Origin of the sequence: Paracoccus rhizosphaerae, assembly GCF_026162645.1 — a bacterium.
Lineage (GTDB): Bacteria > Pseudomonadota > Alphaproteobacteria > Rhodobacterales > Rhodobacteraceae > Paracoccus > Paracoccus rhizosphaerae.
In genome coordinates this window covers 1-21,351 of the sequence record NZ_JAOTBE010000040.1, presented here as the reverse complement: position 1 = coordinate 21,351, position 21,351 = coordinate 1, and the positions used below count along the sequence as shown (strand labels likewise).

19 protein-coding genes and 1 pseudogene are annotated in these 21,351 nt (G+C 65.8%); 9 read left to right on the top strand and 11 right to left on the bottom strand.

All coding sequences use genetic code 11. The features are described from left to right. Positions 1–37 precede the first annotated feature (37 nt). Entirely contained in the window at positions 38–850 is an 813-nt protein-coding gene (locus tag OC184_RS13490; protein ID WP_265507703.1) for a TolB family protein, read from the top strand. Here the strand turns inward: OC184_RS13490 and OC184_RS13485 are convergent. The 3 genes from OC184_RS13485 to OC184_RS13475 all read right to left on the bottom strand — a co-directional run bounded on the left by OC184_RS13485 (position 844) and on the right by OC184_RS13475 (position 2,829). Then, on the bottom strand, positions 844–1,071 hold the full coding sequence (locus OC184_RS13485) for a DUF1150 family protein (RefSeq protein WP_265507702.1): 228 nt from the start codon (positions 1,069–1,071) through the stop codon (positions 844–846). The two genes, OC184_RS13490 and OC184_RS13485, sit on opposite strands and share 7 nt — an antisense overlap. Continuing rightward, positions 1,064–1,492, bottom strand: a complete 429-nt coding sequence (locus tag OC184_RS13480) for an Hsp20 family protein (RefSeq protein ID WP_265507701.1) — start codon at positions 1,490–1,492, stop codon at positions 1,064–1,066. Before OC184_RS13480 ends, OC184_RS13485 begins: the two co-directional genes overlap by 8 nt. 218 nt (positions 1,493–1,710) lie before the next feature. Next, the gene (locus OC184_RS13475) at positions 1,711–2,829 is read right to left on the bottom strand and encodes a TRAP transporter substrate-binding protein (protein ID WP_265507717.1); all 1,119 of its coding nucleotides are present in this window, start codon (positions 2,827–2,829) and stop codon (positions 1,711–1,713) included. Between the two features lie 251 nt (positions 2,830–3,080). Here OC184_RS13475 and OC184_RS13470 point away from each other — a divergent pair, with 251 nt between their 5' ends. After that, positions 3,081–4,505 carry an aminotransferase-like domain-containing protein gene (locus tag OC184_RS13470; protein WP_265507700.1) on the top strand — a complete coding sequence of 475 codons (1,425 nt, stop codon included), beginning with the start codon at positions 3,081–3,083 and terminating at the stop codon, positions 4,503–4,505. Between the two features lie 30 nt (positions 4,506–4,535). On the opposite strand, the gene eno is transcribed toward OC184_RS13470, so the two are convergent. The 3 genes from eno to OC184_RS13455 all read right to left on the bottom strand — a co-directional run bounded on the left by eno (position 4,536) and on the right by OC184_RS13455 (position 8,050). After that, complete coding sequence (eno, locus tag OC184_RS13465) at positions 4,536–5,810, bottom strand: phosphopyruvate hydratase (RefSeq protein WP_265507699.1); 1,275 nt, start codon at positions 5,808–5,810, stop codon at positions 4,536–4,538. A gap of 69 nt (positions 5,811–5,879) precedes the next feature. Next, on the bottom strand, positions 5,880–6,560 hold the full coding sequence (locus tag OC184_RS13460) for an endonuclease/exonuclease/phosphatase family protein (RefSeq protein ID WP_265507698.1): 681 nt from the start codon (positions 6,558–6,560) through the stop codon (positions 5,880–5,882). 89 nt (positions 6,561–6,649) lie between these two features. After that, on the bottom strand, positions 6,650–8,050 hold the full coding sequence (locus OC184_RS13455; RefSeq protein WP_265507697.1) for a protein adenylyltransferase SelO: 1,401 nt from the start codon (positions 8,048–8,050) through the stop codon (positions 6,650–6,652). 110 nt (positions 8,051–8,160) lie between these two features. Here OC184_RS13455 and obgE point away from each other — a divergent pair, with 110 nt between their 5' ends. After that, positions 8,161–9,192 carry a GTPase ObgE gene (gene obgE, locus OC184_RS13450; RefSeq protein ID WP_265507696.1) on the top strand — a complete coding sequence of 344 codons (1,032 nt, stop codon included), beginning with the start codon at positions 8,161–8,163 and terminating at the stop codon, positions 9,190–9,192. Beyond that, positions 9,180–10,295, top strand: coding sequence for a glutamate 5-kinase (gene proB / locus OC184_RS13445; RefSeq protein WP_265507695.1), 1,116 nt, complete (start codon positions 9,180–9,182; stop codon positions 10,293–10,295). The genes obgE and proB overlap by 13 nt, the downstream gene beginning before the upstream one ends. Before the next feature lie 70 nt (positions 10,296–10,365). Here proB and OC184_RS13440 read toward each other — a convergent pair whose 3' ends face one another. Together OC184_RS13440 and pepN are read right to left on the bottom strand one after the other, a co-directional pair. Beyond that, positions 10,366–11,277 (bottom strand): 1-acyl-sn-glycerol-3-phosphate acyltransferase, encoded by a 912-nt coding sequence (locus tag OC184_RS13440; RefSeq protein WP_265507694.1) that lies wholly within the window; start codon positions 11,275–11,277, stop codon positions 10,366–10,368. A gap of 11 nt (positions 11,278–11,288) precedes the next feature. Beyond that, positions 11,289–13,862, bottom strand: coding sequence for an aminopeptidase N (pepN, locus tag OC184_RS13435; protein ID WP_265507693.1), 2,574 nt, complete (start codon positions 13,860–13,862; stop codon positions 11,289–11,291). Between the two features lie 169 nt (positions 13,863–14,031). Between pepN and OC184_RS13430 the strand changes: the two genes are divergently transcribed. The 5 genes from OC184_RS13430 (at position 14,032) to OC184_RS13410 (ending at position 19,904) form a co-directional block, all read left to right on the top strand. After that, positions 14,032–14,724: a hypothetical protein gene (locus tag OC184_RS13430; RefSeq protein ID WP_265507692.1), complete on the top strand. Its 693-nt coding sequence runs from the start codon at positions 14,032–14,034 to the stop codon at positions 14,722–14,724. Between the two features lie 195 nt (positions 14,725–14,919). Beyond that, complete coding sequence (locus OC184_RS13425) at positions 14,920–16,494, top strand: Re/Si-specific NAD(P)(+) transhydrogenase subunit alpha (protein WP_265507691.1); 1,575 nt, start codon at positions 14,920–14,922, stop codon at positions 16,492–16,494. Between the two features lie 10 nt (positions 16,495–16,504). Next, positions 16,505–17,947, top strand: a complete 1,443-nt coding sequence (locus OC184_RS13420) for an NAD(P)(+) transhydrogenase (Re/Si-specific) subunit beta (RefSeq protein ID WP_265507690.1) — start codon at positions 16,505–16,507, stop codon at positions 17,945–17,947. Between the two features lie 170 nt (positions 17,948–18,117). Beyond that, entirely contained in the window at positions 18,118–19,416 is a 1,299-nt protein-coding gene (locus OC184_RS13415; protein WP_265507689.1) for a DUF3422 family protein, read from the top strand. Between the two features lie 143 nt (positions 19,417–19,559). Then, positions 19,560–19,904 carry an arsenate reductase family protein gene (locus OC184_RS13410; RefSeq protein ID WP_265507688.1) on the top strand — a complete coding sequence of 115 codons (345 nt, stop codon included), beginning with the start codon at positions 19,560–19,562 and terminating at the stop codon, positions 19,902–19,904. 3 nt (positions 19,905–19,907) lie between these two features. Here the strand turns inward: OC184_RS13410 and OC184_RS13405 are convergent, their stop codons facing one another. The 3 genes and pseudogenes from OC184_RS13405 to OC184_RS13395 form a co-directional block, all read right to left on the bottom strand. Then, entirely contained in the window at positions 19,908–20,336 is a 429-nt protein-coding gene (locus OC184_RS13405) for a TIGR01244 family sulfur transferase (protein WP_265507687.1), read from the bottom strand. A gap of 84 nt (positions 20,337–20,420) precedes the next feature. Next, entirely contained in the window at positions 20,421–21,080 is a 660-nt protein-coding gene (gene gph / locus OC184_RS13400; RefSeq protein ID WP_265507686.1) for a phosphoglycolate phosphatase, read from the bottom strand. Between the two features lie 176 nt (positions 21,081–21,256). Beyond that, positions 21,257–21,351: pseudogene (locus tag OC184_RS13395) on the bottom strand (IS5/IS1182 family transposase); the annotation flags it as partial.

Below are 21,351 nucleotides of genomic sequence, written 5' to 3'. Positions count from 1 at the left end.
CGGCCCACGCGGCCGCGCCCGTCCAAGCGGGGATGCGATGACAGACAACTGGCGCTCATCGCTCGAAGTGCTGGAGATTGCGACCGGCAAGTGTCGCGTCGTCCTGCGCAGCCCGATGCTGATCGAGGCGCCGAACTGGCACCCCGACGGATGGTTCCTCGTCAACGGTGGGGGGCGTCTGTGGCGGGCCGACGATCAGGGCTTGTCCATGATCGACATGGCGCATGACGATCGCTGCAACAACGACCATGGTTTCCTGCCTGACGGGCGCATCGTCTTTTCCTCGCACGATGGCACCGGCGCGGGCATGCATGTCTGGAACGGGCGAAGCGTCGGTGCGCTGGCGACGGCGCGCCCAAGTTGGTGGCACGCGGCTCATGGCAATCGGATCGCTTATGCCTGCGCACGCGGTGATCGGGTGGTCCGTATCGCGACCTCGGATAACGACGGTCGGGATGAGGTCGTGCTGACCCCGAATGACGCCCATCATGACGGGCCTGATTTTTCGGCCTGCGGGCAATGGATCTGGTTCAACTCCGACCTGACGGGCCAGGCGCAGATCTGGCGAATGCGGTGCGACGGATCGGCGGCCGAGCCGGTCTTCCGCGACGACAACGTCAACTGGTTCCCGCACCCGTCGCCCTGCGGTCGGCATGTCGTCTACCTGGCCTATCAACCGGGCACCGAGGGGCACCCAAGGGATCGCGACGTGTCGTTGTGGATCATGCGGCCGGACGGGTCGGACAGGCGCAAGCTCATTGATCTGTTCGGCGGTCAGGGCACGCTGAATGTGCCCTGCTGGTCGCCCGATGGTCAGGCCTTTGCGTTCATCCGCTTTGCGCCTCAGTGAACGCTGACGGGCTGAAGCTCGTTCTGGCGGGCCAGGACAAACGCCATGCGACGGTCGCGGACCAGAGCCAGTCGTTCGCCCTCGGCGTCGTGCAGCGCATACATGGTGGTGACCCCCGGCAACTGGTCCTGCAGGTCCTGCGGCAAAGTGTCGGTCGCGACCTCGCGAATATAGACGGTGGGCCCGTCAGATGCGTCTCCAAAATCGAATTTGCTATTCATTTACAATCCCCTCCTTGCGGCTGATCGGGATGGTCTTGACGACCTGCTGAGGTGCCGTGCGGCGCAGATCGATATGCAGCAGTCCATTCTCCATTCCGGCCGAGACGACCTCGACGCCATCTGCCAGCACGAAGCTGCGCTGAAAGGCGCGGGACGCGATGCCGCGATGAAGGAAGACGCGGCTCTCGTCGGCGCCGGGCATTCGACCGCGGATCACAAGCTGACGGTCTTCGGTGGTAATCGCCAGATCGTCGTCCGAAAATCCGGCGACGGCCAAGGTGATCCGGAAGGCGTCAGGGGGCAGGTGTTCGATATTGTAGGGCGGATAGCCCTCGGCCCCCTTCGCGGCGCGTTCGACCAAACGTTCAAGCTGATCGAAACCCAGCAAGTAGGGATGTGAACCCAAGGAAATCTTCGTCATATCAGCCCTTTGACTTGAAGCGACTGTTGGTGCCAAGGGGTCCCAAATCCGGCAACCCCATGCCTTCCAATATGGAAACGCCTGAAAGGCTTTGCAAGATCCACACATGGGGGATCGGCCGGCGATACCGGCAGATACGGTTTTAGTTCGTGGAAAATGCAGCAGCCAATGGGGCGCTGCAGGATGCCGCCGCGGACGGGCCGCGGCGGCGGGCCGGATCAGCCGGCCGGGTTCAGGGCGCCGTTGCGCTGCTGGATCATCATGAACGTGTCGAACGTATATTCGGCGGTCTGCTGGTACAGGTACCAGTCGTCGCGGAACTGACGCATCGCCTCGTACTGGGTCTTGAACGACTCGTTCTCGGCCGAGATCTCGGCATAGACCTCGTTCGCGGCGGCAAAGGCGGCGGTCAGGATCTCTTCGTTGAAGGAGCGCAGCTGCGCACCCGATCCGACCAGCTCTTTCAGGGCTGCCGGGTTCAGATAGTCATACTTCGCCAGCATGTTCTGGTCGGTCGCCTGCGCGGCGGTGCGGAACAGCGACTTGTAGTTTTCAGGCAGGTTGTCCCACTGGCCCCTGTTCACGAAGAAGCTGACCGTCGGGCCGCCTTCCCAGAAACCGGGGTAATAGTAATAGGGGGCAACCTTCTGGAAGCCCAGCTTGCTGTCGTCATAGGGGCCGACCCATTCCGCCGCATCGATCGTGCCACGTTCGAGCGAGGGATAGATGTCGCCGCCGGCGATCTGCTGCGGCACGACGCCCAGCTTCTCGACGACCCGGCCCGCCAAACCCGAGATACGCATCTTGAGGCCCTGAAGGTCCGCAAGCGACGCGATCTCCTTGCGGTACCAGCCGCCCATCTGCACGCCGGTGTTCCCGCCCGGATAGCTGACGAGGTCGTACTTTTCGAGGAAGGTGTTGTAGTTCTCGATCCCGCCGCCCTGATAGTTGTAGGCGTTCTTGGCTCGGGCCGAGAAGGTGAAGGGCAGGTCGGCGCCACAGGCGAAGGCCGGGTCCTTGCCCCAATTGTAATACCCTACCGAATGGCTGCATTCGACAGTGCCGTCGGTCGTCGCATTGATTGCATCCAGCCCCGGTACGATTTCGCCGGCCGAGAAGACCTGGATCTGGAAACGCCCGTCGGTGGCCTCGGACAGCCGGGTCGACAGCTCTTCGGCGCCGCCATAGATCGTGTCGAGCGACTTGGGGAAGCTCGACGCAAGGCGCCAGTTGATCTGCGGACTTTCCTGCGCGATGGCCGGGGCGGCAAGCACACTGCCTGCCGCGGCAGCCGCGCCACCCACCGACGCGCGCGTCAGGAAGGACCGCCGGTCCAGAGCTTTGTCTTTCTTCATCTTTGTTCCTCCGCTCGGGTCGGGTTGGCCCCCTCGGCCCACAAGTGCCCGCCCTGCATGGGCCGCAGTTTAGCCCCCCATGCCAGCCTGTCGAGAGCCGAGCGACATTCCGCCGGGTAATTTTACTGCTCGGCCCGCCGGCGGCCGGCAGCGCAGTCACGCGGGCGATTGTGCTGGCTGACCGGCGGCATTACCACTTCTGTCACAGACAGTTCACAACCGGGGGACGGCAGATGCGGATCGACGACTGGCAGCCCGACCTCAGCCGGCAGCAGGGGCCGAAATTTCGCGTGCTCGCCAATGCCCTGCGCGAGGCGGCGCGCTCGGGCGAACTGGCGCCCGGAACGCGCCTGCCGCCAATGCGGGAACTGGCTTGGCGGCTGAAGGTCACCACCGGCACCGTCGCGCGCGCCTATCAGGTCGCCGCCGCCGAAGGCGTGGTCGAGAGCCATGTCGGCCGCGGCAGCTTCGTCGCCGCGCCACCCGCCAAGCGCCCTGCGCCGCAGCCGCTACTGTATGAAGCGCTGGACGGGGGCTGGAGGGCCGAAGGGTTGGCCGACCTGCGCATCCCGCAGCTGCCGGACTGCGGTCAGGCCGCGCGGATCGGCAGCCATCTGGCCGCCATCGCCACCCAGATGGGCGCGGCGATCCTGGACTATACCTCTCTCAGCCGCGATGCCGACTGCCGGCGCGCGGCCGTCAGCTGGTTGCAGGGGCGCCAGCTGGGCGAGGTGACGACCGAGGATCTGGTGCTGACCCATGGCGGCCAGCACGCCATCACGCTGGTCATGGGGCTGTGCCTGGCGGATCAGCCCGCCAAGGTCATGGCCGAGGCGCTGACCTATCCCGGCATGCGCCATGCCGCGCGGCTGATGCGGGCCGAGACGCTGCCCGTCGCGTTGGACGATCAGGGCATGATCCCCGAGGATCTGGACCGTGTCGCCCGCAGGTCGGGCGCGCGCCTCGTCTGCCTGACGCCCTCGGCGCAGAATCCGACCCTGGCAAGCATGAGCGCCGACCGCAAGGCGGGCATCGTCGAGGTCGCGCGCCGGCACGATCTGCAGATCATCGAGGACGAATGCTATGCCCCCAGCCCCGACGCCGCGGGCGCGCCCAGCCTGCGGATGATGGCGCCCGAGCGGGTTTGGCACGTGTCCAGCTTTTCAAAGATCATCGCGGCGGGATTGCGCTTCGGGATGCTGATCTGTCCCCAGGGGATGGGGCAGGCCGGGCGCGTCGCGGCGCAGCACAGTCACATGGGGCTGTCCCTGCCGATCACCGCGCTGTCGCTGCGCCTGCTGGAAAGCGGAGAGGCTGCGCGCATCGGGAGCGAGATCCTGACCGTCGTCGAGGATCGCCGCCTGCTTGCGCTCAGCCTGCTGGACGGACTGGCCCCCGTCAGCCGGCCCGGCGTGCCGATGCTGTGGCTGCCCCTGCCGCAGCCGTGGAAGGCCGATGATCTGGTGTCGCGCGCGGCGTTGGCGGGGGTGATCGTCCGGCCGGCAGGCGATTTTGCTGCCGCCGCGCCGGGGCGTGAAGTACCCGTGGAGGCCGTCAGGATCGCGCTCAACTGCCGGATGGAGCGGGCTCGGCTGGCCGAAGCGTTGTCGACCCTGGCAGAGATGGTGCATTCGGGGCCCCTGGTCGGGCCGGAATAAGCGCGGCCGATTTCGCGGCCGCGCAGTCTTTCAGCGCAGGATGCTGCGGCCAGCGAACTCGGCCGTGGCACCCAGCATCTCCTCGATGCGGATCAGCTGGTTGTACTTCGCCAGGCGGTCCGAACGCGCAAGGCTGCCGGTCTTGATCTGACCGCAGTTCGTGGCGACGGCGAGGTCGGCGATGGTCGCGTCCTCGGTCTCACCGGACCGGTGGGACATGACGCTGGTGAAGCCCGCGCGGTCGGCCATGCGCACCGCGTCCAGCGTTTCGGACAGCGTCCCGATCTGATTGACCTTGACCAGCAGGCTGTTGCCGCAGCCCTTTTCGATTCCCTGCGCAAGGCGGGCGGGGTTCGTCACGAACAGGTCGTCGCCGACCAGCTGCACACGGCTGCCCAGCTTGTCGGTCAGCATCTTCCAGCCGTCCCAGTCGTCCTCGGCGCAACCATCCTCGATCGACAGGATCGGATAAGCATCGCATAGCGCGGCCAGGTAATCGACGTTCTCGGCCGGGGAAAGGGACTTGCCCTCACCAGCCATCTCGTACTTGCCGCCCTTGAAGTATTCGGTGGACGCGCAGTCCAGCGCCAGCATGATGTCGTCGCCGGGCTTGTAGCCGGCCTTCTCGATGGCCTTCAGGATGAAGTCCAGCGCGTCACGCGTGCTTGACAGGTTCGGCGCAAAGCCGCCCTCGTCACCGATCCCGGTCGAGAGGCCGGCGGCGGACAGCTCTTTCTTCAGCGTGTGGAAGATCTCGGACCCCATGCGGACGGCTTCGCGGATGTTCTCCGCCGCGACCGGCATGATCATGAACTCCTGGATGTCGATCGGGTTGTCGGCATGTTCGCCGCCGTTGATGATGTTCATCATCGGCACCGGCAGGATGCGCGCGGCCGTTCCCCCGACGTAGCGATAGAGCGGCTGGCCCGTCGCCTCGGCCGCGGCCTTGGCCACTGCCATAGACACGCCGAGGATCGCGTTGGCGCCAAGCCGGCCCTTGTTCGGGGTGCCGTCCAGTTCGCACATCATCGCATCGATCGCGCGCTGTTCGGTCGCGTCTTCGCCCACCAGGTTCTCGGCCAGCTCGCCGTTGACGGCGGCCACGGCCTCGAGAACGCCCTTGCCCATGTAGCGCGACTTGTCGCCATCGCGCTTCTCGACGGCCTCATGCGCCCCGGTCGAGGCGCCGGAGGGGACGGCGGCGCGGCCCATGGTACCGTCTTCCAGCGTAACGTCGACCTCGACGGTCGGATTGCCGCGGCTGTCGAGGATCTCTCGGGCGAAGATGTCGATGATGGCTGTCATGAAGACCCCCTGTTGATCTGCGTCCGGGCCTTCATAGCGGGCCTGCGGCCATGCCGAAAGCGCCAATCTTCACGGCAGCTTGATGCGCGCCCAGATCGGCAGATGGTCCGAGGCGTCGCGCGCGCCCGCGCCCGCGAAAACGCCGGTCTCGACCAGGTCGAGGTTCGTCGACATCGCCATCCGGTCCAGCCGCAGCTGCGGCAGCGGCGCGGGATAGGACGGCCCCGGCGCCACGACCCTGTACCCCGCCAGCGATTCAAGCCCGCGATCGTCACGCCATTCGTTGAAGTCGCCCATCATCACGACGCGGTCTTCGGCAATGCGGGCGGCCTGCGCCGTGATGCGGGCCAGCTGCTGGCGACGAGAGGACCGCGCCAGCCCCAGATGGACGCCAATGACCGTCAGCCCCGGCAGGCGCAGCGCGATGGCGCCCCGTGGCTCCAGCCCCGGCAGGGGCAGGCGGCGCAGCACGGCGATCTCGGCCAGATGGGGGCGCATCAGGATGGTCTGGCCGTGCCAGCCCAGGCTACTGTCGCTGGTGCCGGTGATCCGCGCGGGCAGAAGCCCCGTTTCGGCCTGGATCAGCTTGCGCGGCAAAGCCTCGGGACGGACGCCATATCGGAAGTCGACCTCCTGCAACGCGATGATGTCGGGATCAAGCGCGCGGATGACGGCCAGGTTGCGCAGCGGCGCGTGAGGGCCGGTCATGCCGCGGCATTTGTGTAGGTTATAACTGGCCAGTTTCAGCATCTTCGTCCTGTTTGCGCCCATTCGTCGACAGTGCCGGGATCATGACGACGATCCCGCGACCCGCAAGGGTCTGCCTGCATGAAGAGGCGTCAGGTCCCGCAGAAGGTCTGGTGCACGACCTGATCCGGCAAGGGCGGCGTAGCCAAATCCGCCCATTCATCCCGCGCCTCGCGAGGGTGCGTCACCGCGTCGAACAGCCGATCGAAGCGGGTCATGTCGCCCGCCACCGCCGAGGCGATGGCGGCCTCAACCTGGTGGTTGCGCGGGATGCGGCGCGGGTTTGCGCGCGCCATGGCGTCTTGGTCGGACGACAGCGCCTGCCAATCGCGCGCCCAGGCGTCGAACGCACTGCGGTCGGTGAATTCGTCCCGTGCGCTGCCGTCTGACAGCCCCACGAACACGCGGGTGAAATCGGCGCGCTGCTGCGCCATCAGCCCCAGCAACCGCTCGATCAGCGCCTGGTTCGGCGCGCCATCGATGCCCAGCTTGGCGCCGAAACGCCTCTGCCACGCAGCCTGATAGAGCGGCGCGAAGCGGTGGACCGACTGCGTCGCGGCCTCGACGGCCTCTGCCTCGTCGCCCATCAGCGGGATCAGGCAGGTGGCGAACTGCGCAAGGTTCCACACCGCGATCTGCGGCTGGTTCGCCCAAGCATAGCGTCCCGTCCGGTCGATGGACGAAAATACCGTGTCCGGATGATAGATGTCCATGAAGGCGCAGGGGCCATAGTCGATCGTCTCGCCCGAGATCGCCATGTTGTCGGTGTTCATCACCCCGTGAATGAACCCAAGCGACATCCACTGCGCAATGGTCTGCGCCTGCCGCTCGACGACGCGGTCCAGAAGGTCCAAGGGCCCCGTGGCGTCAGGGTAATGCCGCGCGATGACGTGGTCGGTCAGGGCCTGCAAGGCGTCCTTGCGGTCGCGCACGGCGAAATACTGGAACGTGCCCACACGGATGTGGCTGGCGGCGACGCGGGTCAGCACCGCGCCGGGCAGGCCACCTTGTTCCCTCCAGACCTCCTCGCCCGTGGCGACGGCCGCCAGGGCACGAGTGGTCGGGACGTCCATGGCCGCCATGAACTCGCTGACAACGTATTCGCGCAGCACCGGTCCCATCCACGCGCGCCCGTCACCCCTGCGGGAGAATGGCGTCGGCCCCGACCCCTTCAACTGCATGTCGAAGCGGGCGCCGTCCGGGGCCACGACCTCGCCCAGCAGCACCGCGCGGCCGTCGCCCAGCTGCGGCACGAAGCCGCCGAACTGATGGCCCGCATAGGCCTGCGCGATCGGCTCGGCCCCTTCGGGAACGGCATTGCCCGCCAGCATCGCCACCCCCTCGGGCGTCCGCAGCATGTCCGCGTCCAGACCCAGCCTCTCCGCCAGCGGCGCGTTCAGGGCCAGAAGCCGGGGCTTTGTCACGGGTGTCGGATCGACCCGGGCAAAGAACCCCTGCGGCATCCGGGCATAGCTGTTGTCGAAGTGGATCATCGCGGTCTCCTTTGGACATTACATAGGAGGCAGCGGCCGCTTTGCCAGCCCGCGACCCTTGCGCGGTCTGGGGCAAGGGCGTATCCGTCACCCGCAAAAGGAGCCTGCAGATGAAATTCCTCGACCTCGCCAAAGTCTATATCCGGTCCGGCGGCGGCGGCGCGGGCTGCGTGTCCTTCCGGCGCGAGAAATTCATCGAATATGGCGGCCCCGACGGCGGCGATGGCGGGCGCGGCGGCGATGTCTGGGCCGAGGCGGTGGACGGGCTGAACACGCTGATCGACTTCCGCTATCAGCAGCATTTCTTCGCCAAGTCCGGCCAGCACGGCATGGGCAGCCAGATGACCGGCAAGTCGGGCGATGACATCACCCTGCGCGTCCCCGTGGGCACCGAGATCCTGGACGAGGACGAGGAAACTGTGATCGCCGACCTGACCGAGGTCGGCCAGCGCGTCCTTCTGGCCAAGGGCGGCAACGGCGGCTGGGGCAACCTACATTTCAAGACCTCGACCAACCGGTCCCCCCGGAACGCCAACCCGGGGCAGGAGGGGGTCGAGCGCGTCATCTGGCTGCGCCTCAAGCTGATCGCCGATGCGGGTCTTCTGGGCCTGCCCAATGCCGGCAAGTCGACCTTCCTGGCGGCCGTGTCGAATGCGCGACCCAAGATCGCGGATTACCCTTTCACCACGCTGCACCCGAACCTTGGCGTTGTCGGCGTGGATGGCCGCGAATTCGTCATTGCCGACATTCCCGGCCTGATCGAAGGCGCCAGCGAGGGAAGGGGCCTGGGCGACCAGTTCCTGGGCCATGTCGAACGCAGCAACGTCCTCCTGCATCTGGTCGATGGCACCTCTGAAACCGTGGCCGAGGACGCCCGCACGATCCTGACCGAGCTTGCGGCCTATTCCCCGGTGTTGATCCAGAAGCCGCGCGTTACTGCGCTGAACAAGATCGACGCGCTGGACGACGAAACCCTGGCCGAACGACGCGCCGCGCTTGAGGCCGAGCTTGGCCATCCCGTCATGCTGATGTCGGGCGTGGCCAGGACCGGCGTCACCGAGGTGCTGCGCGCGCTCTGGGCACAGATCGAACCAACGCGTGCGCCAGCGTCCAAAGGCAGTCAAGGGACATGGCAGCCGTGACCGCACCGTCGCTTGCCGGCGCGCGCCGGCTGGTCGTCAAGATCGGCTCGGCCCTTTTGGTCGGACCTGACGGGCTGCGTGCGGATTGGCTGCGGGCCTTCTGCGACGACGTGGCCGCCTGGCGGTCACGGGGCTGCGACGTGGTGCTTGTAAGCTCCGGTTCGATTGCGCTTGGGCGGCGTGTTCTGGCCCTGCCTCCGGGCGCGCTGCCCCTGGAACAGGCGCAAGCCGCCGCAGCCGTCGGACAGATCCGCCTGGCCCGCTCCTACGAGGAGGCATTGGCCCCGCACGGCGTCGCCACCGCACAGGTCCTGCTGACGCTGGAGGACAGCGCTGATCGTCGTCGCTATCTGAACAGTCGTGCGACGATGCAGACGCTGTTGTCGCTTGGCGTGGTGCCTATCGTCAACGAAAACGACACCGTCGCCACGGACGAGATCCGCTTTGGCGACAACGACCGCCTGGCTGCGCAGATCGCCGTGACCTGCGGCGCTGACCAACTGCTGCTGCTGTCCGACGTGGACGGGCTCTATACCGCCAATCCCAAGACAGAATCTACCGCCCGCCACCTGCCGGTCGTGGACGCGATTACGCCCGAGATCGAGGCTATGGGCGGCGACCCGGTATCGGGGCTGTCGAAGGGAGGAATGAAGACCAAGCTGTTGGCGGCACGGACCGCCGTTGCCGGCGGCTGCGCCATGGCCATTGCCGAAGGGTCAACCCTGCGCCCGCTGACGGCAATCACCAAGGGCGCCCGCGCCACCTGGTTCCTGCCCGAGGCCGACCCTCAGCAGGCCCGCAAGCGCTGGATTGTAGCGATGAAACCACGGGGAACGCTGCAAGTCGACGATGGGGCGGCGGTGGCGCTTGGCCAGGGGAAATCGCTTCTTCCAGCCGGAGTGACGCATATCGATGGCGAATTCGGGCGAGGCGACCCTGTTCTTGTCAAAGGACCTGCCGGGCAGCGCCTCGCCACCGGACTGACGCGCTACACCTCTGACGAAGCGCGCAGGATCGCTGGTCACCGCAGCGCCGAGATCGAGGCGATCCTGGGCTATCCCGGACGCGCAGCGCTGATCCACCGCGACGACATGGCTGTCTGACCTTCCGACCGGCACAGGGCAGGCCAGGGGGGTCCGGGGGGCCGGCCCCCCGGGCCGTCGCGGGACGCAATCAGCCGCCGACGGGCCTGCGCGCACCAACCAGCCGGGGAACACCGCGCTCTCGGCTCAGGCGCGCGGCGTTCACGCCAGGCTCGGGTAGCGCCAGGACCAGATCTCGCAGCACGGCGATCGCCTCCTCGCCGCTGCGGGGCAAGGCCGAGGGCGCGATGGGTTCGCCGATGGTCACGCGATAGGACTGCCTGGTCTTGTTCAGCACCTCGTTGAACAAGGTCACGTCACGAAGCGTCGGGTGGATCCGGTCGAACAGATAGAACAGCGCCGAGTTCCGGGCCCGGATCCGCAGCGGAATCACCGGCACGTCGAACTTGCGCGCGATCATCGCCGCGCTGGCCATCCACGGCCGCTCGTGCAACGTCAGTCCGCGCCGCTTGGCCAGTCGCCCCGACGGGAAGATCAGTCCGATCCGCCCCGCGCCCAAGGCATCGCGGGTATAGTCCATCGTCGCCCGCGTCTTGGCATGGCTTCGCTTCTCGATCCGCCACTCGACCGGAGCGATCATCTCGACCATCTGAGGCAGGACGCGGATCATGTCGTGATTAGCATAGATGAACAGGTCGTCACGCAGTTGGGATACGACCGCGTTCAGGAAGATGCCATCAGCGATACCGGTCGGGTGGTTCGCGACGATCAGCGCGGGGCCGGTCGCCGGCAGGTGCTCCAGACCCTCGACCCGCAGGTCGTGGACGATCATATCACTCATCCGGCGGAAGATCTCTGATGGTGGCATGTCGCGGAACTCTGCCCCCAGCTCGACCGTCCTGGGGTATTGCAGCAGGCGCATCATGGCCTGCCGCGCCAGCTGGTGATGCGGCTTCGTGGAAAACAGCCAGGGCGCCCGTTCCTCGATCAGCGGGTCCAGGCGAGCGCGCATCTCAGCGCGGGCGTCATCTGTCTTGCCCATCGCTTCCCCCCTCAGCGCCCGGCGGCGATCATGCGCGAGACCATTTCGCGCGTGTTTCGACTTAAACCCTTCACAGAGGCGATCCGTTCCAGCGCCGCCCGCGCATGTGCGCGCCGCATCTCGTCATAGCGCGGCCAGGTCTCGAAGGCGGTGGACATGCGGGCGGCGATCTGCGGGTTGACCGCATCCATGCGGATCAACCAGTCGGCGGTAAAGGCATAGCCCGATCCGTCAACCGAATGAAATCCTGCGTGGTTGGCGGCAAGCCCGCCCAGCAGCGCACGGAACCGGTTCGGGTTCTTCCAGTCGAAATCATTCCGTTCCGCCAGCGCGCTCGCGACAGCGACCGCGTCCTGGGGCGGGGCGGCCATGGCTTGGATGCTGAACCACTTGTCCATGACCAGGCGGTTGTCCCCGAACTCGTCCAGCAGTGCCGCAAGGGCCGGAGCACCGTGGCCAAGCCGCAGAAGGACGGCCAGCGCGGCCATCCGCTCGGTCATGTTGCCGGCGACGCCGAACAGGACCTCGGCGCGTTCGCCGCCATCGATGCGGCCAAGAAGCCCCAGTGCCGCGATCCGCAGCGCGCGGCGCGCGGCCGAGACGGCGTCAGGTGAATATGCGCCTGGCACCGTCATCTCATCATAGATGCGTGACAGCAGCGGCTCGTGCGCAGATGCAATGCGCCGGGCCAGGTCGGTGCGGGCGGTATGGATGGCATCGGGGTCAGGCGTCTGCCCGAGATACGCCAGCCGCGTGGCGATTTCCTCTTCTCCCGGCAGGTTCAGGCTCAGCGCGCGAAAGGCCGGGTCGGTCTGATCTTCGGCAATAAGCGCACCGATGGAGGCGATATAACTTGAACCGGCCTCGCCGCCCGTTGCCAGTGTCGTCAGGGCAGACAGTGCCAGTTCGCGCCCGGCCTCCCACCGCGCGAAAGGGTCTGTGTCATGCGCCAGAAGGAACGCCCGCGTCGCATCGTCAAGATCGCGGCGCAGGATGATGGGCGCCGAGAATCCTCGCAGCGCAGATACGACCGGTCGCGCCGAGAGGCCGTCGAAGTCGAAGCTCTGGCTGTCCTCTGACAGTTCCAGCACCCGTGTTCCGGCCACCTCGTCGCCGTTCGGACCCAGAAGGCCCACGGCGATCGGGATGATGCGGGCGGGCTTCTCGGTCTGGCCCGGCGTCGGCGGTGTCGACTGGCGGAAGCTCAGCGTCAGGCGGCCGTCCTGCCAATCCTCTGACATCTCGACCACGGGGGTTCCGGCATCAGTGTACCAGCGCTTGAACTGCGCCAGGTCGCGCCCAGTGGCGTCCTCGAAAACCTTCAGCCAATCCTCGATCGTCGCCGCGTCTCCGTCGTGCCGGTCGAAATAGAGGTCCAGCGCTTTGGCGTAGCCGTCATTACCCACCAGCCGCTTCAGCATCCCGATCACCTCGGCGCCCTTCTCATAGACGGTCGCGGTGTAGAAGTTGTTGATCTCCTCGTAGTGGTCCGGGCGCGGCGGATGGGCCAGCGGGCCCTGATCCTCTCGGAACTGGCGGGCGCGAAGGGCTTGGACGTCCTCGATCCGCTTGACGGCGGCGCTGCGCATGTCGCTAGTGAACTGCTGGTCGCGGAAGACTGTCAATCCTTCCTTCAGGCACAGCTGGAACCAGTCGCGGCAGGTGATCCGGTTGCCGGTCCAGTTGTGAAAGTACTCGTGGGCGATCACCGACTCGATGCGTTCGTAATCCGCATCGGTCGCGGTTTCGGGCGACGCCAGCACCAGTTTCGAGTTGAAGATGTTCAACCCCTTGTTTTCCATCGCGCCCATGTTGAAGTCGTCGACCGCGACGATGTTGAAGACATCCAGGTCGTATTCGCGACCATAGACGTCTTCGTCCCACTTCATCGACTTGATCAGCGACTGCATGGCGAAGTCCGCGCGATGCTGGTCGCCGGGCCGCACCCAGACGTTCAGCGCAACCTTGCGCCCCGAGCGTGTCGTGAAGCTGTCGCTGACCGCGACCAGATCGCCCGCGACCAGGGCGAACAGATAGCACGGCTTGGGCCAGGGGTCGTGCCACTCGGCGACGCCCGGCGCCTTCGACACCGGGTTGCCGTTCGACAACAGCACCGGCAGATCGCTGCGGATGGTGACGCTGAAGGTCGTCATGACGTCCGGGCGATCGGGATAGAAGGTGATGTGGCGAAAGCCTTCGGCCTCGCACTGGGTGCAGAAGATGCCGTTCGACAGGTAAAGCCCCTCGAAGGCGGTGTTGTCGGCCGGGTCGATCCCGACCTCGGTTGCCAGCGTGAATGGTCCTTGCGGAAGTGCCGCGGCGACCACGGTCAGCCGCTCGCCCTCGCGGATCACGTGGGACGGGTCCGGCTGCTGGCCGTCAACGGTCAAAGAGATCAGCCGCAGTTCCGTTCCGCCGTCCAGCACCAGGTCGGAGCCGGCCTGCTGCGGGGTCAGTCGCAACTCCGCGCGGACGCGGGTGTCGCGGGGCGCCAGGGTCACGTCCAGCCGCGTTTCCGACAGAGTGAAGGGCCAGGGCCGATAGTCGGCCAGATACTGAACGGGCTGCGGGTCAGTCTGCGACATGCTTGGCGGCCTTCCTGAATTTTGCGACGCGGGCCGGAACCCTTGTGTGATCACCGTGTTAATCGCCACAGAGCAGGCTCGCAAGCCGCGGCGACCAGTCTGCCGATTGACAGCGGAACCGCGCCGGGCCACTGATCCGGTGATAAGACTGAGTTATTTGGAGGCCAGCATGACCTACGATCCCAACGACCCGAACCGACCCAAACCCGCAGCTGATCACCGGGAAACCTATGTCGAGCCGGTCGAGCGCAAATCCTCGGCGCTTCCGCTGATCATTGGTGTCCTGCTGGCGCTGGCCTTGGCGTATTTCGTGCTGCAGTGGTTCATGGTCGACGACACCCCGGTCGTTGAAGGCGACACCACCACGGTGACCACGACCGAAGATGCGCCCGCGGATGACGTCGACGCGATCGTCGTGACCGATCCCGCCCCGGTAGAAGAGCCTGTGGTCGACGAGCCGGCCGAGGCCGAAGCCGCCGCCGACAACGCCGCCGCAGAGGCTGAAGCCGCCGCCGACGAAGCCGCAGCCGAGGCTGAGGCTGCTGCGGATGACGCCGCCGCTGCCGCCGAATCGGCTGCGGACAGCACCGCCGCCGCTGTTGACGAAGCTATCGAAGATGCCGGCGCTGCTGCCTCGGACGCGGCTGATGCGGCCGCCACTGCAGCTGACAACGCAGGCGATGCCATCAGTGACGCCGTGGACCCCGACGCGGCCGAGACAGAGGAGCTGCCAGAGCCGTTGGCGCCGACCGACACTGCCGAGCCCGAGGTCGAGCCGCTTTCGCCCGCCGCGACGACGGAGCCCACGGTCGAGCCGCTCGCCCCGACGGACGAAGAACCCGCGACCACGCCGGCGAACTGATCGCCCCCGACACGCCGATCGAGGCCCGGACGCAGCCGCGTCCGGGCCTTTTACTGTGCCAGCGCAACGCCAGGATCGTAAGACGACCATCAGACTTTGCGCCGGATGTTCTTAGGCGTGGCCTTGTGAAACAATATTTCGCGATGCTATGAGTTTCGCGACTGCGAAATCAACAAGGCGGGGGACAGTTAAGCCATGAAGATTGGCGCATTGAAGGAAACCTTCGGGGGTGAGGCGCGGGTGGCGGTGACGCCATCTTCGGCCGGCCACTTGGGCAAGCTGGGGCACGACGTCTTCGTCGAAAGCGGCGCGGGCGACCGGGCAGGCTTTTCCGACGAGGATTACCGCAAGGCGGGCGTGACGGTGTGCCAGACGGCAGCTGAATTGATCGGCGCCGTGGACGTGGTGGCGAAGCTACGCCAGCCCACTGAGGCCGAGATCCGGCAGATGCGCGAGGGGCAGACGATCATCTCGTTCTTCTATCCCGCGCAGAATGCCGAGTTGCTGGCGCTGGCGAAAGAGCAGGGTGTCACCGCCATTGCCATGGACATGGTGCCGCGCATCAGCCGGGCGCAGAAGATGGACGCGCTGTCGTCCATGGCGAACATCGCCGGCTATCGTGCGGTGATCGAGGCCGCGAACAACTTCGGGCGCTTCTTCACCGGGCAGGTAACCGCCGCCGGCAAGGTTCCGCCGGCAAAGGTGCTGGTGGTGGGCGCCGGGGTCGCGGGTCTGGCCGCGATCGGCACCTCGGTCAGCCTGGGCGCACAGGTCCACGCGTTCGACGTGCGTCCCGAGGTGGCCGAGCAGATTGAATCCATGGGCGCCGAGTTCGTCTTCCTGGAATTTGACGAGCCTGCGCAGGACGGCGCGGCGACGGGCGGCTATGCGGCCCCCTCCAGCCCCGAGTTCCGGGAGAAGCAGCTGGCGAAGTTCCGCGAGCTGGCCCCGCAGATGGACATCGTCATCACGACCGCGCTGATCCCTGGCCGAGACGCGCCGAAGCTGTGGACCGCCGACATGGTCGCGGCCATGAAGCAGGGCAGCGTCATCATCGACCTGGCCGCCGAAAAGGGCGGCAACTGCGAACTGACGGTTCCCGACGAGCGCATCGTGACCGAGAACGGCGTGGTCGTGATCGGCTATACCGACTTCCCGTCGCGGATGGGCGCCCAGGCCTCCGAGCTCTACGGCAACAACATCCGTCACTTCATGGCCGACCTGACGCCCAAGAAGGACGGCGTCATCGATCACAACATGGAAGACGATGTGATCCGCGGCGCGACCGTCGCGCATGACCACGACGTGACGTGGCCGCCACCGCCGCCGAAGGTCGCGGCCATCGCAGCGCAGAAGCCGAAGGAGAAGAAGAAGGAGCCGACCCCGGCCGAAAAGCGTGCCGCCGAGATTGCCGCCTTCAAGGCCGAGACGAGCAGCCAGGTCAAGCTGCTGGTGGGCGGGGGCCTTCTTCTGCTGCTGATCGGGCTTGTCGCGCCGGCCAGCTTCATGTCGCACTTCATTGTTTTCGTGCTGGCCTGCTTTGTCGGCTTCCGCGTCATCTGGAACGTCGCCCATTCGCTGCACACGCCGCTGATGGCGATCACCAATGCGATCAGTTCGATCATCATCCTTGGCGCGCTGATGCAGATCGGGTCGGGGTCCTGGTGGGTCGTCCTGCTGGGCGCGCTGGCCGTGCTGATGGCCTCGGTCAACATTTTCGGTGGCTTCCTGGTCACCCGGCGCATGCTCGCCATGTTCCAGAAGTCGTAAGGGGGCAGGTATGGAATACGGATTCACCACCGCGGCCTATGTGGTCGCCTCGATCCTGTTCATCCTGTCGCTTGGCGGGCTGTCTGGGCAGGAAAGCGCCAAGCGCGCCATCTGGTACGGCATCGTCGGCATGGCGCTTGCGGTGCTGGCGACGCTGTTCGGTCCGGGTGCCGGCAACTGGTTCTTGTCGCTGATCATGATCGCCATCGGCGGCACCGCCGGCTGGATCGTCGCCAAGCGCGTCCAGATGACCGAGATGCCGCAGCTGGTCGCCGCCATGCACAGCCTTGTCGGCCTGGCAGCCGTCTTCGTCGGCTTCAACGCGCAGATCGAACTGGCGCGCGTGATGCGCGCCCGCATGGACGGCATCGAGCAGATCTTCTTCGGCTTCGCGGGCCTTCTGGCCGAAAAGACGCCGGCCGAGATCGCCATGCTGAAGATCGAGGTCTTCCTGGGCGTCTTCATCGGCGCGGTCACCTTCACCGGTTCGGTCGTGGCCTTCGGCAAGCTGTCGGGGAAGGTCGACGGCAAGCCGAAGAAACTGCCGGGCGGCCACATGCTGAACGCCGGCGCGCTGGCGCTGTCGATCCTGCTGGGCATCCTCTATTTCACCGGCGCAGGTCCCGCGATCCTGTGGCTGATGCTGATCACGCTGCTGGCGTTCTTCATCGGCTATCACCTGATTATGGGCATCGGCGGCGCCGACATGCCGGTCGTGGTGTCGATGCTGAACAGCTACTCCGGGTGGGCGGCAGCGGCCATCGGCTTCACGCTCGGCAACGACCTGCTGATCGTCACGGGCGCGCTGGTGGGTTCGTCCGGTGCAATCCTGTCCTACATCATGTGCAAGGCGATGAACCGGAACTTCGTCAGCGTGATCCTGGGCGGCTTCGGCGGCGAGACTGGACCTGCGGCCGAGATCGAGGGCGAGCAGGTTGCCATCGACGCCGACGGCGTGGCGGCGGCCCTGAACGAGGCCGACAGCGTCGTCATCGTTCCCGGCTACGGCATGGCCGTGGCGCAGGCTCAGGGCGCAGTCAGCGAACTGACGCGCAAGCTGCGTGCCGCCGGCAAGGAGGTGCGCTTCGCCATCCACCCCGTCGCCGGACGTCTGCCGGGCCACATGAACGTGCTCTTGGCCGAGGCGAAGGTGCCCTATGACATCGTGCTGGAGATGGACGAGATCAACGACGACTTCCCGTCGACCGATGTCGTGATCATCATCGGCTCGAACGACATCGTGAACCCGGCCGCGCAGGACGATCCGAACAGCCCCATCGCCGGGATGCCGGTGCTGGAGGTCTGGAAAGCCAAACAGGTCTTTGTCAGCAAGCGCGGGCAGGGGACCGGCTATTCAGGCATCGAGAACCCGCTGTTCTTCAAGGAGAACACCCGGATGTTCTATGGCGATGCCAAGGATAGCATCAACAAGCTTCTGCCGATGATCGACTGACGATCGTCCAGCATGATGGCGCCCGCCGGTCGCACGATCGGCGGGCGCTTCGCATTAATGGGCTGCCAATGATGCACCGGCGACACGGACGGCATGCACCGCGCGCGCAGGGTCTTGTGCAACTCGCATGCGGCATCACAGTGGCGATCAGACAGCCGCCAAGGAGCAACATGGATCCCGCGTCAGAACATCCGCTTCGCTATTCGCTGGTGAATGAACTTCACGCGCGTCCGTCCCCACGACTGCCGGCCCCCACGACCGCCGTCTTCGTGGCCTTCAAGGAACCGCTGGACGCCGCGAACCGCGACCGCAGCGTCGATGCCGCACACCTGTCCGAGCTGGTATCGCGCCACGGCGGACCGCGCCCGGACCCCGACGACAGCCACTATCAAGGGCGCCTTGGGCGTCACGACCTGAAATGGGAAAGCCATACCGAGTTCGTGACCTACATGGCGACGACGCCTGGCCTTCCGATCCGGCCCTTCGACCCCTCAGCGGCCGCGATCTTTCCGCAAGCCTGGCAAGAGGCCGCGCCGGGGCGGCGGGTCGCGGCGGTCATGGTCCAGGTCGACCTTCTGCCCGACGATCCGTCGGATGCGCTGAAGCAGGCCTATGGCTGGTTCGCCCGCGACAGCCTGGCGGCGATCTGGGTACTGGACGAGGCCGCCCTGGTGGCCGGGGATTTTCGTATCGACGCTGACGGCTGGATGCGCTTTGCGGTTTACGTTCGGCCCGGCACCTCGGAAGGGCGGATCGGCAGGCTGGTCCACCGGCTGGTCGAGCTGGAAACCTATCGCGCCATGTCAATGCTGGGCCTTGGCCGCGCACGGAGCCTCAGCCGCCGCCTGAATGAACTTGAGCCGCGGTTGAGCGCTATCCTGGCCTCGATGACCGATGAGGCGCGCCCGGCCGAGCAGATGTTGCAGGATCTTCTGTCGGTTTCGATCGAGCTCGAGGCGCAGGCCACGCAGCATTCCTTCCGGTTTGGGGCGACATCGGCCTACGAGGCCATCGTCTATGACAGGATATCGGCGCTCCGTGAGACGCGGTTCCAAGATCGGCAGATGATGACCGAATTCATGCGCCGCCGCTACAAGCCCGCGATGCGGACGACGAAATCGGCCGAACAGCGGCTGGCGACCATGCTGGAACGCGCTGCGCGGGCGGCGGAACTGCTGCGTACCCGTGTGGACGTTGAACGCAGCGCCCAGAATCAGGAGATCATGGAGCGGATGGACCGCCGTGCCGACCTGCAGTTGCGGCTGCAGCATACGGTCGAGGGGCTGTCGGTCGTCGCCATCAGCTATTACGCGGTCGGTCTGCTGGGCTATGCCGCAACGCCGCTTGCGAAGTTGGCCGGGCTGGACAAGGCCACCCTGGTGGCCGTGCTTACCCCCTTCGTTGTGCTGGCGGTCTGGCTGGGGATGCGGCAGATCAAGCGGCGCCTTCACGGCGATGATCACTTGTGACTTGCCGCCGCAGGGCCGGGCGGCGATAGATCGACCACAACCTGTAAGGAACCACCCATGCGACTGCTACTTGCACTTTCAACCATTCTGACGCTGAGCGCCTGCGGCGTGCCGTTCGTGCCCCTGATCTGAGGAAAGCCAGGATGACGCAGACACTGAAGATGCTTGGCCTTGGTCATTGCTCGACCTGTCAGAAGGCTCAAGCCGCCTTGGAGGAGCAGGGATGGACCGTCGAGTTCCGCGACGTCCAGAAGGACCCGCTGACCGAGGACGAGCGTGCAGTGCTGGTGACCGATTTCGGCGAGAAGATCATCAACCGCGCCAGCCTGACCTGGCGGGGGATGTCAGACGAAGAACGTGCTGCAGACCCAGTGGCGATGCTGGGCGCCAAGCCAAGCGTCATGAAGCGTCCGGCGATCCAGGCCAACGACCAGACCCTTCTGGGATGGACTGCGAACGTCAAGCGCGCGCTTGGCGTGCCGGCCTGAGAATTAGCCCTTCCGGCTGGCCAAGGACGATATCAACGGCCGCACGCCGCTGATATCGTAGCCCGCCTTGTCAGCGCTTTGCACGATCTCGTCCTCGGACATCTTGCCAGCTTGGTTCAGTGCCCACAGGACAGTACTGCGATTGCCCGAGCGGCAATAGGCGATGACCGCGCCCTGGCCCGCCGTCGCCTTTGCAAAATCCGCGATCAGCTGCGGCGTGATCTGGCCCGGATGAAACGGAAGGTAATGATAGCTCATTCCCGCATCAGCGGCCGCCTGCGCCATGGCGTCGTGGTCGATGTCGGGCGTCACCTCGTCATCGGGACGGTTGTTGACAAGCACCTTGAAGCCGGCCTCCGCCAGCGCCGGCACGTCCTCAGGCAGGATCTGCGGTGACACGGCAAGGGTGGGGCTGAGTTGACGCAGATCCATGGGCTGGCCCTTCTTCATCAGGTGACCGCTTGACCTGCCGGTTTTCCAGCCCGGTTGTCAAGCTCCACGCATCTCCGGCCGCCGTCAGGCGACGGCCATGTCCGCGACAAGACCCGGAAGCCGCTGGAAATCGTCGAACGTGGCAAGATGAGGGAGTTCCGAAACGGCAGTCGTCCGATATCCGCCTGAAAACAGCAGGAACGGGACAGGGACCGCAGCGGCGCAATGCGCGTCGTATTCGCTGTCACCGACGAAGAGACCGCACGCTTTGCCCAATTGGTCGAATGCCGCGATCAGCGGGGCAGGGTGCGGCTTTTTCTGCGGCAGGCTGTCGCCGGCGATCACCACCGACATCAGGTGATCGATGCCGAAATGATCAAGGATCACCCGCGTCGGGCCCATCGGCTTGTTGGTGCAGATCCCCAGTCGGTGGCCGGCGTCTACAAGCTGGCCCATCGCTTCGTGAACATGCGGAAAAACCCGGGTCAGCGCGGTCGCATCGTGATAGCGTGCCATGAAAGCCGCGATCAGCGCCGCCCTGTGTACGGGGTCAATTCCCGTGGCGGCAATGATGCGTGTCCAGAGAAGCTCCACGCCGCCACCGATGAAGCTGCGCACCCTTTGGAGGCTGAGCGGTACAATCCCGTTTTCCCGCAGCACCGCGTTCACGCAAGCGTGAATATCCGGCGCGCTGTCGATCAGCGTGCCGTCAAGGTCGAAGATGATCGGGCAGGGGTGTTGCATAGTCGTTCAGTTTCCAGTTCGATGAAATCTACAGCGGACATTTGACCACGCGACCCTCTTTCGGTCTCGTCAATGGCCACCACGGCCTCTTCGCAGCACTCGCCACCTTGTCCTACATCGGCGATATCATGACGAGCGCGCCATCCAAAGTACCTAGGGTCAGGACTCGTTCTTGATCACAGCCAGAACATGACGGTCGCGGCCAATGCGATTGCGGAGAGGTAAGTCTCCGGGCACCTGTCGTAACGCGTGGCGACACGTCTCCAGTCTT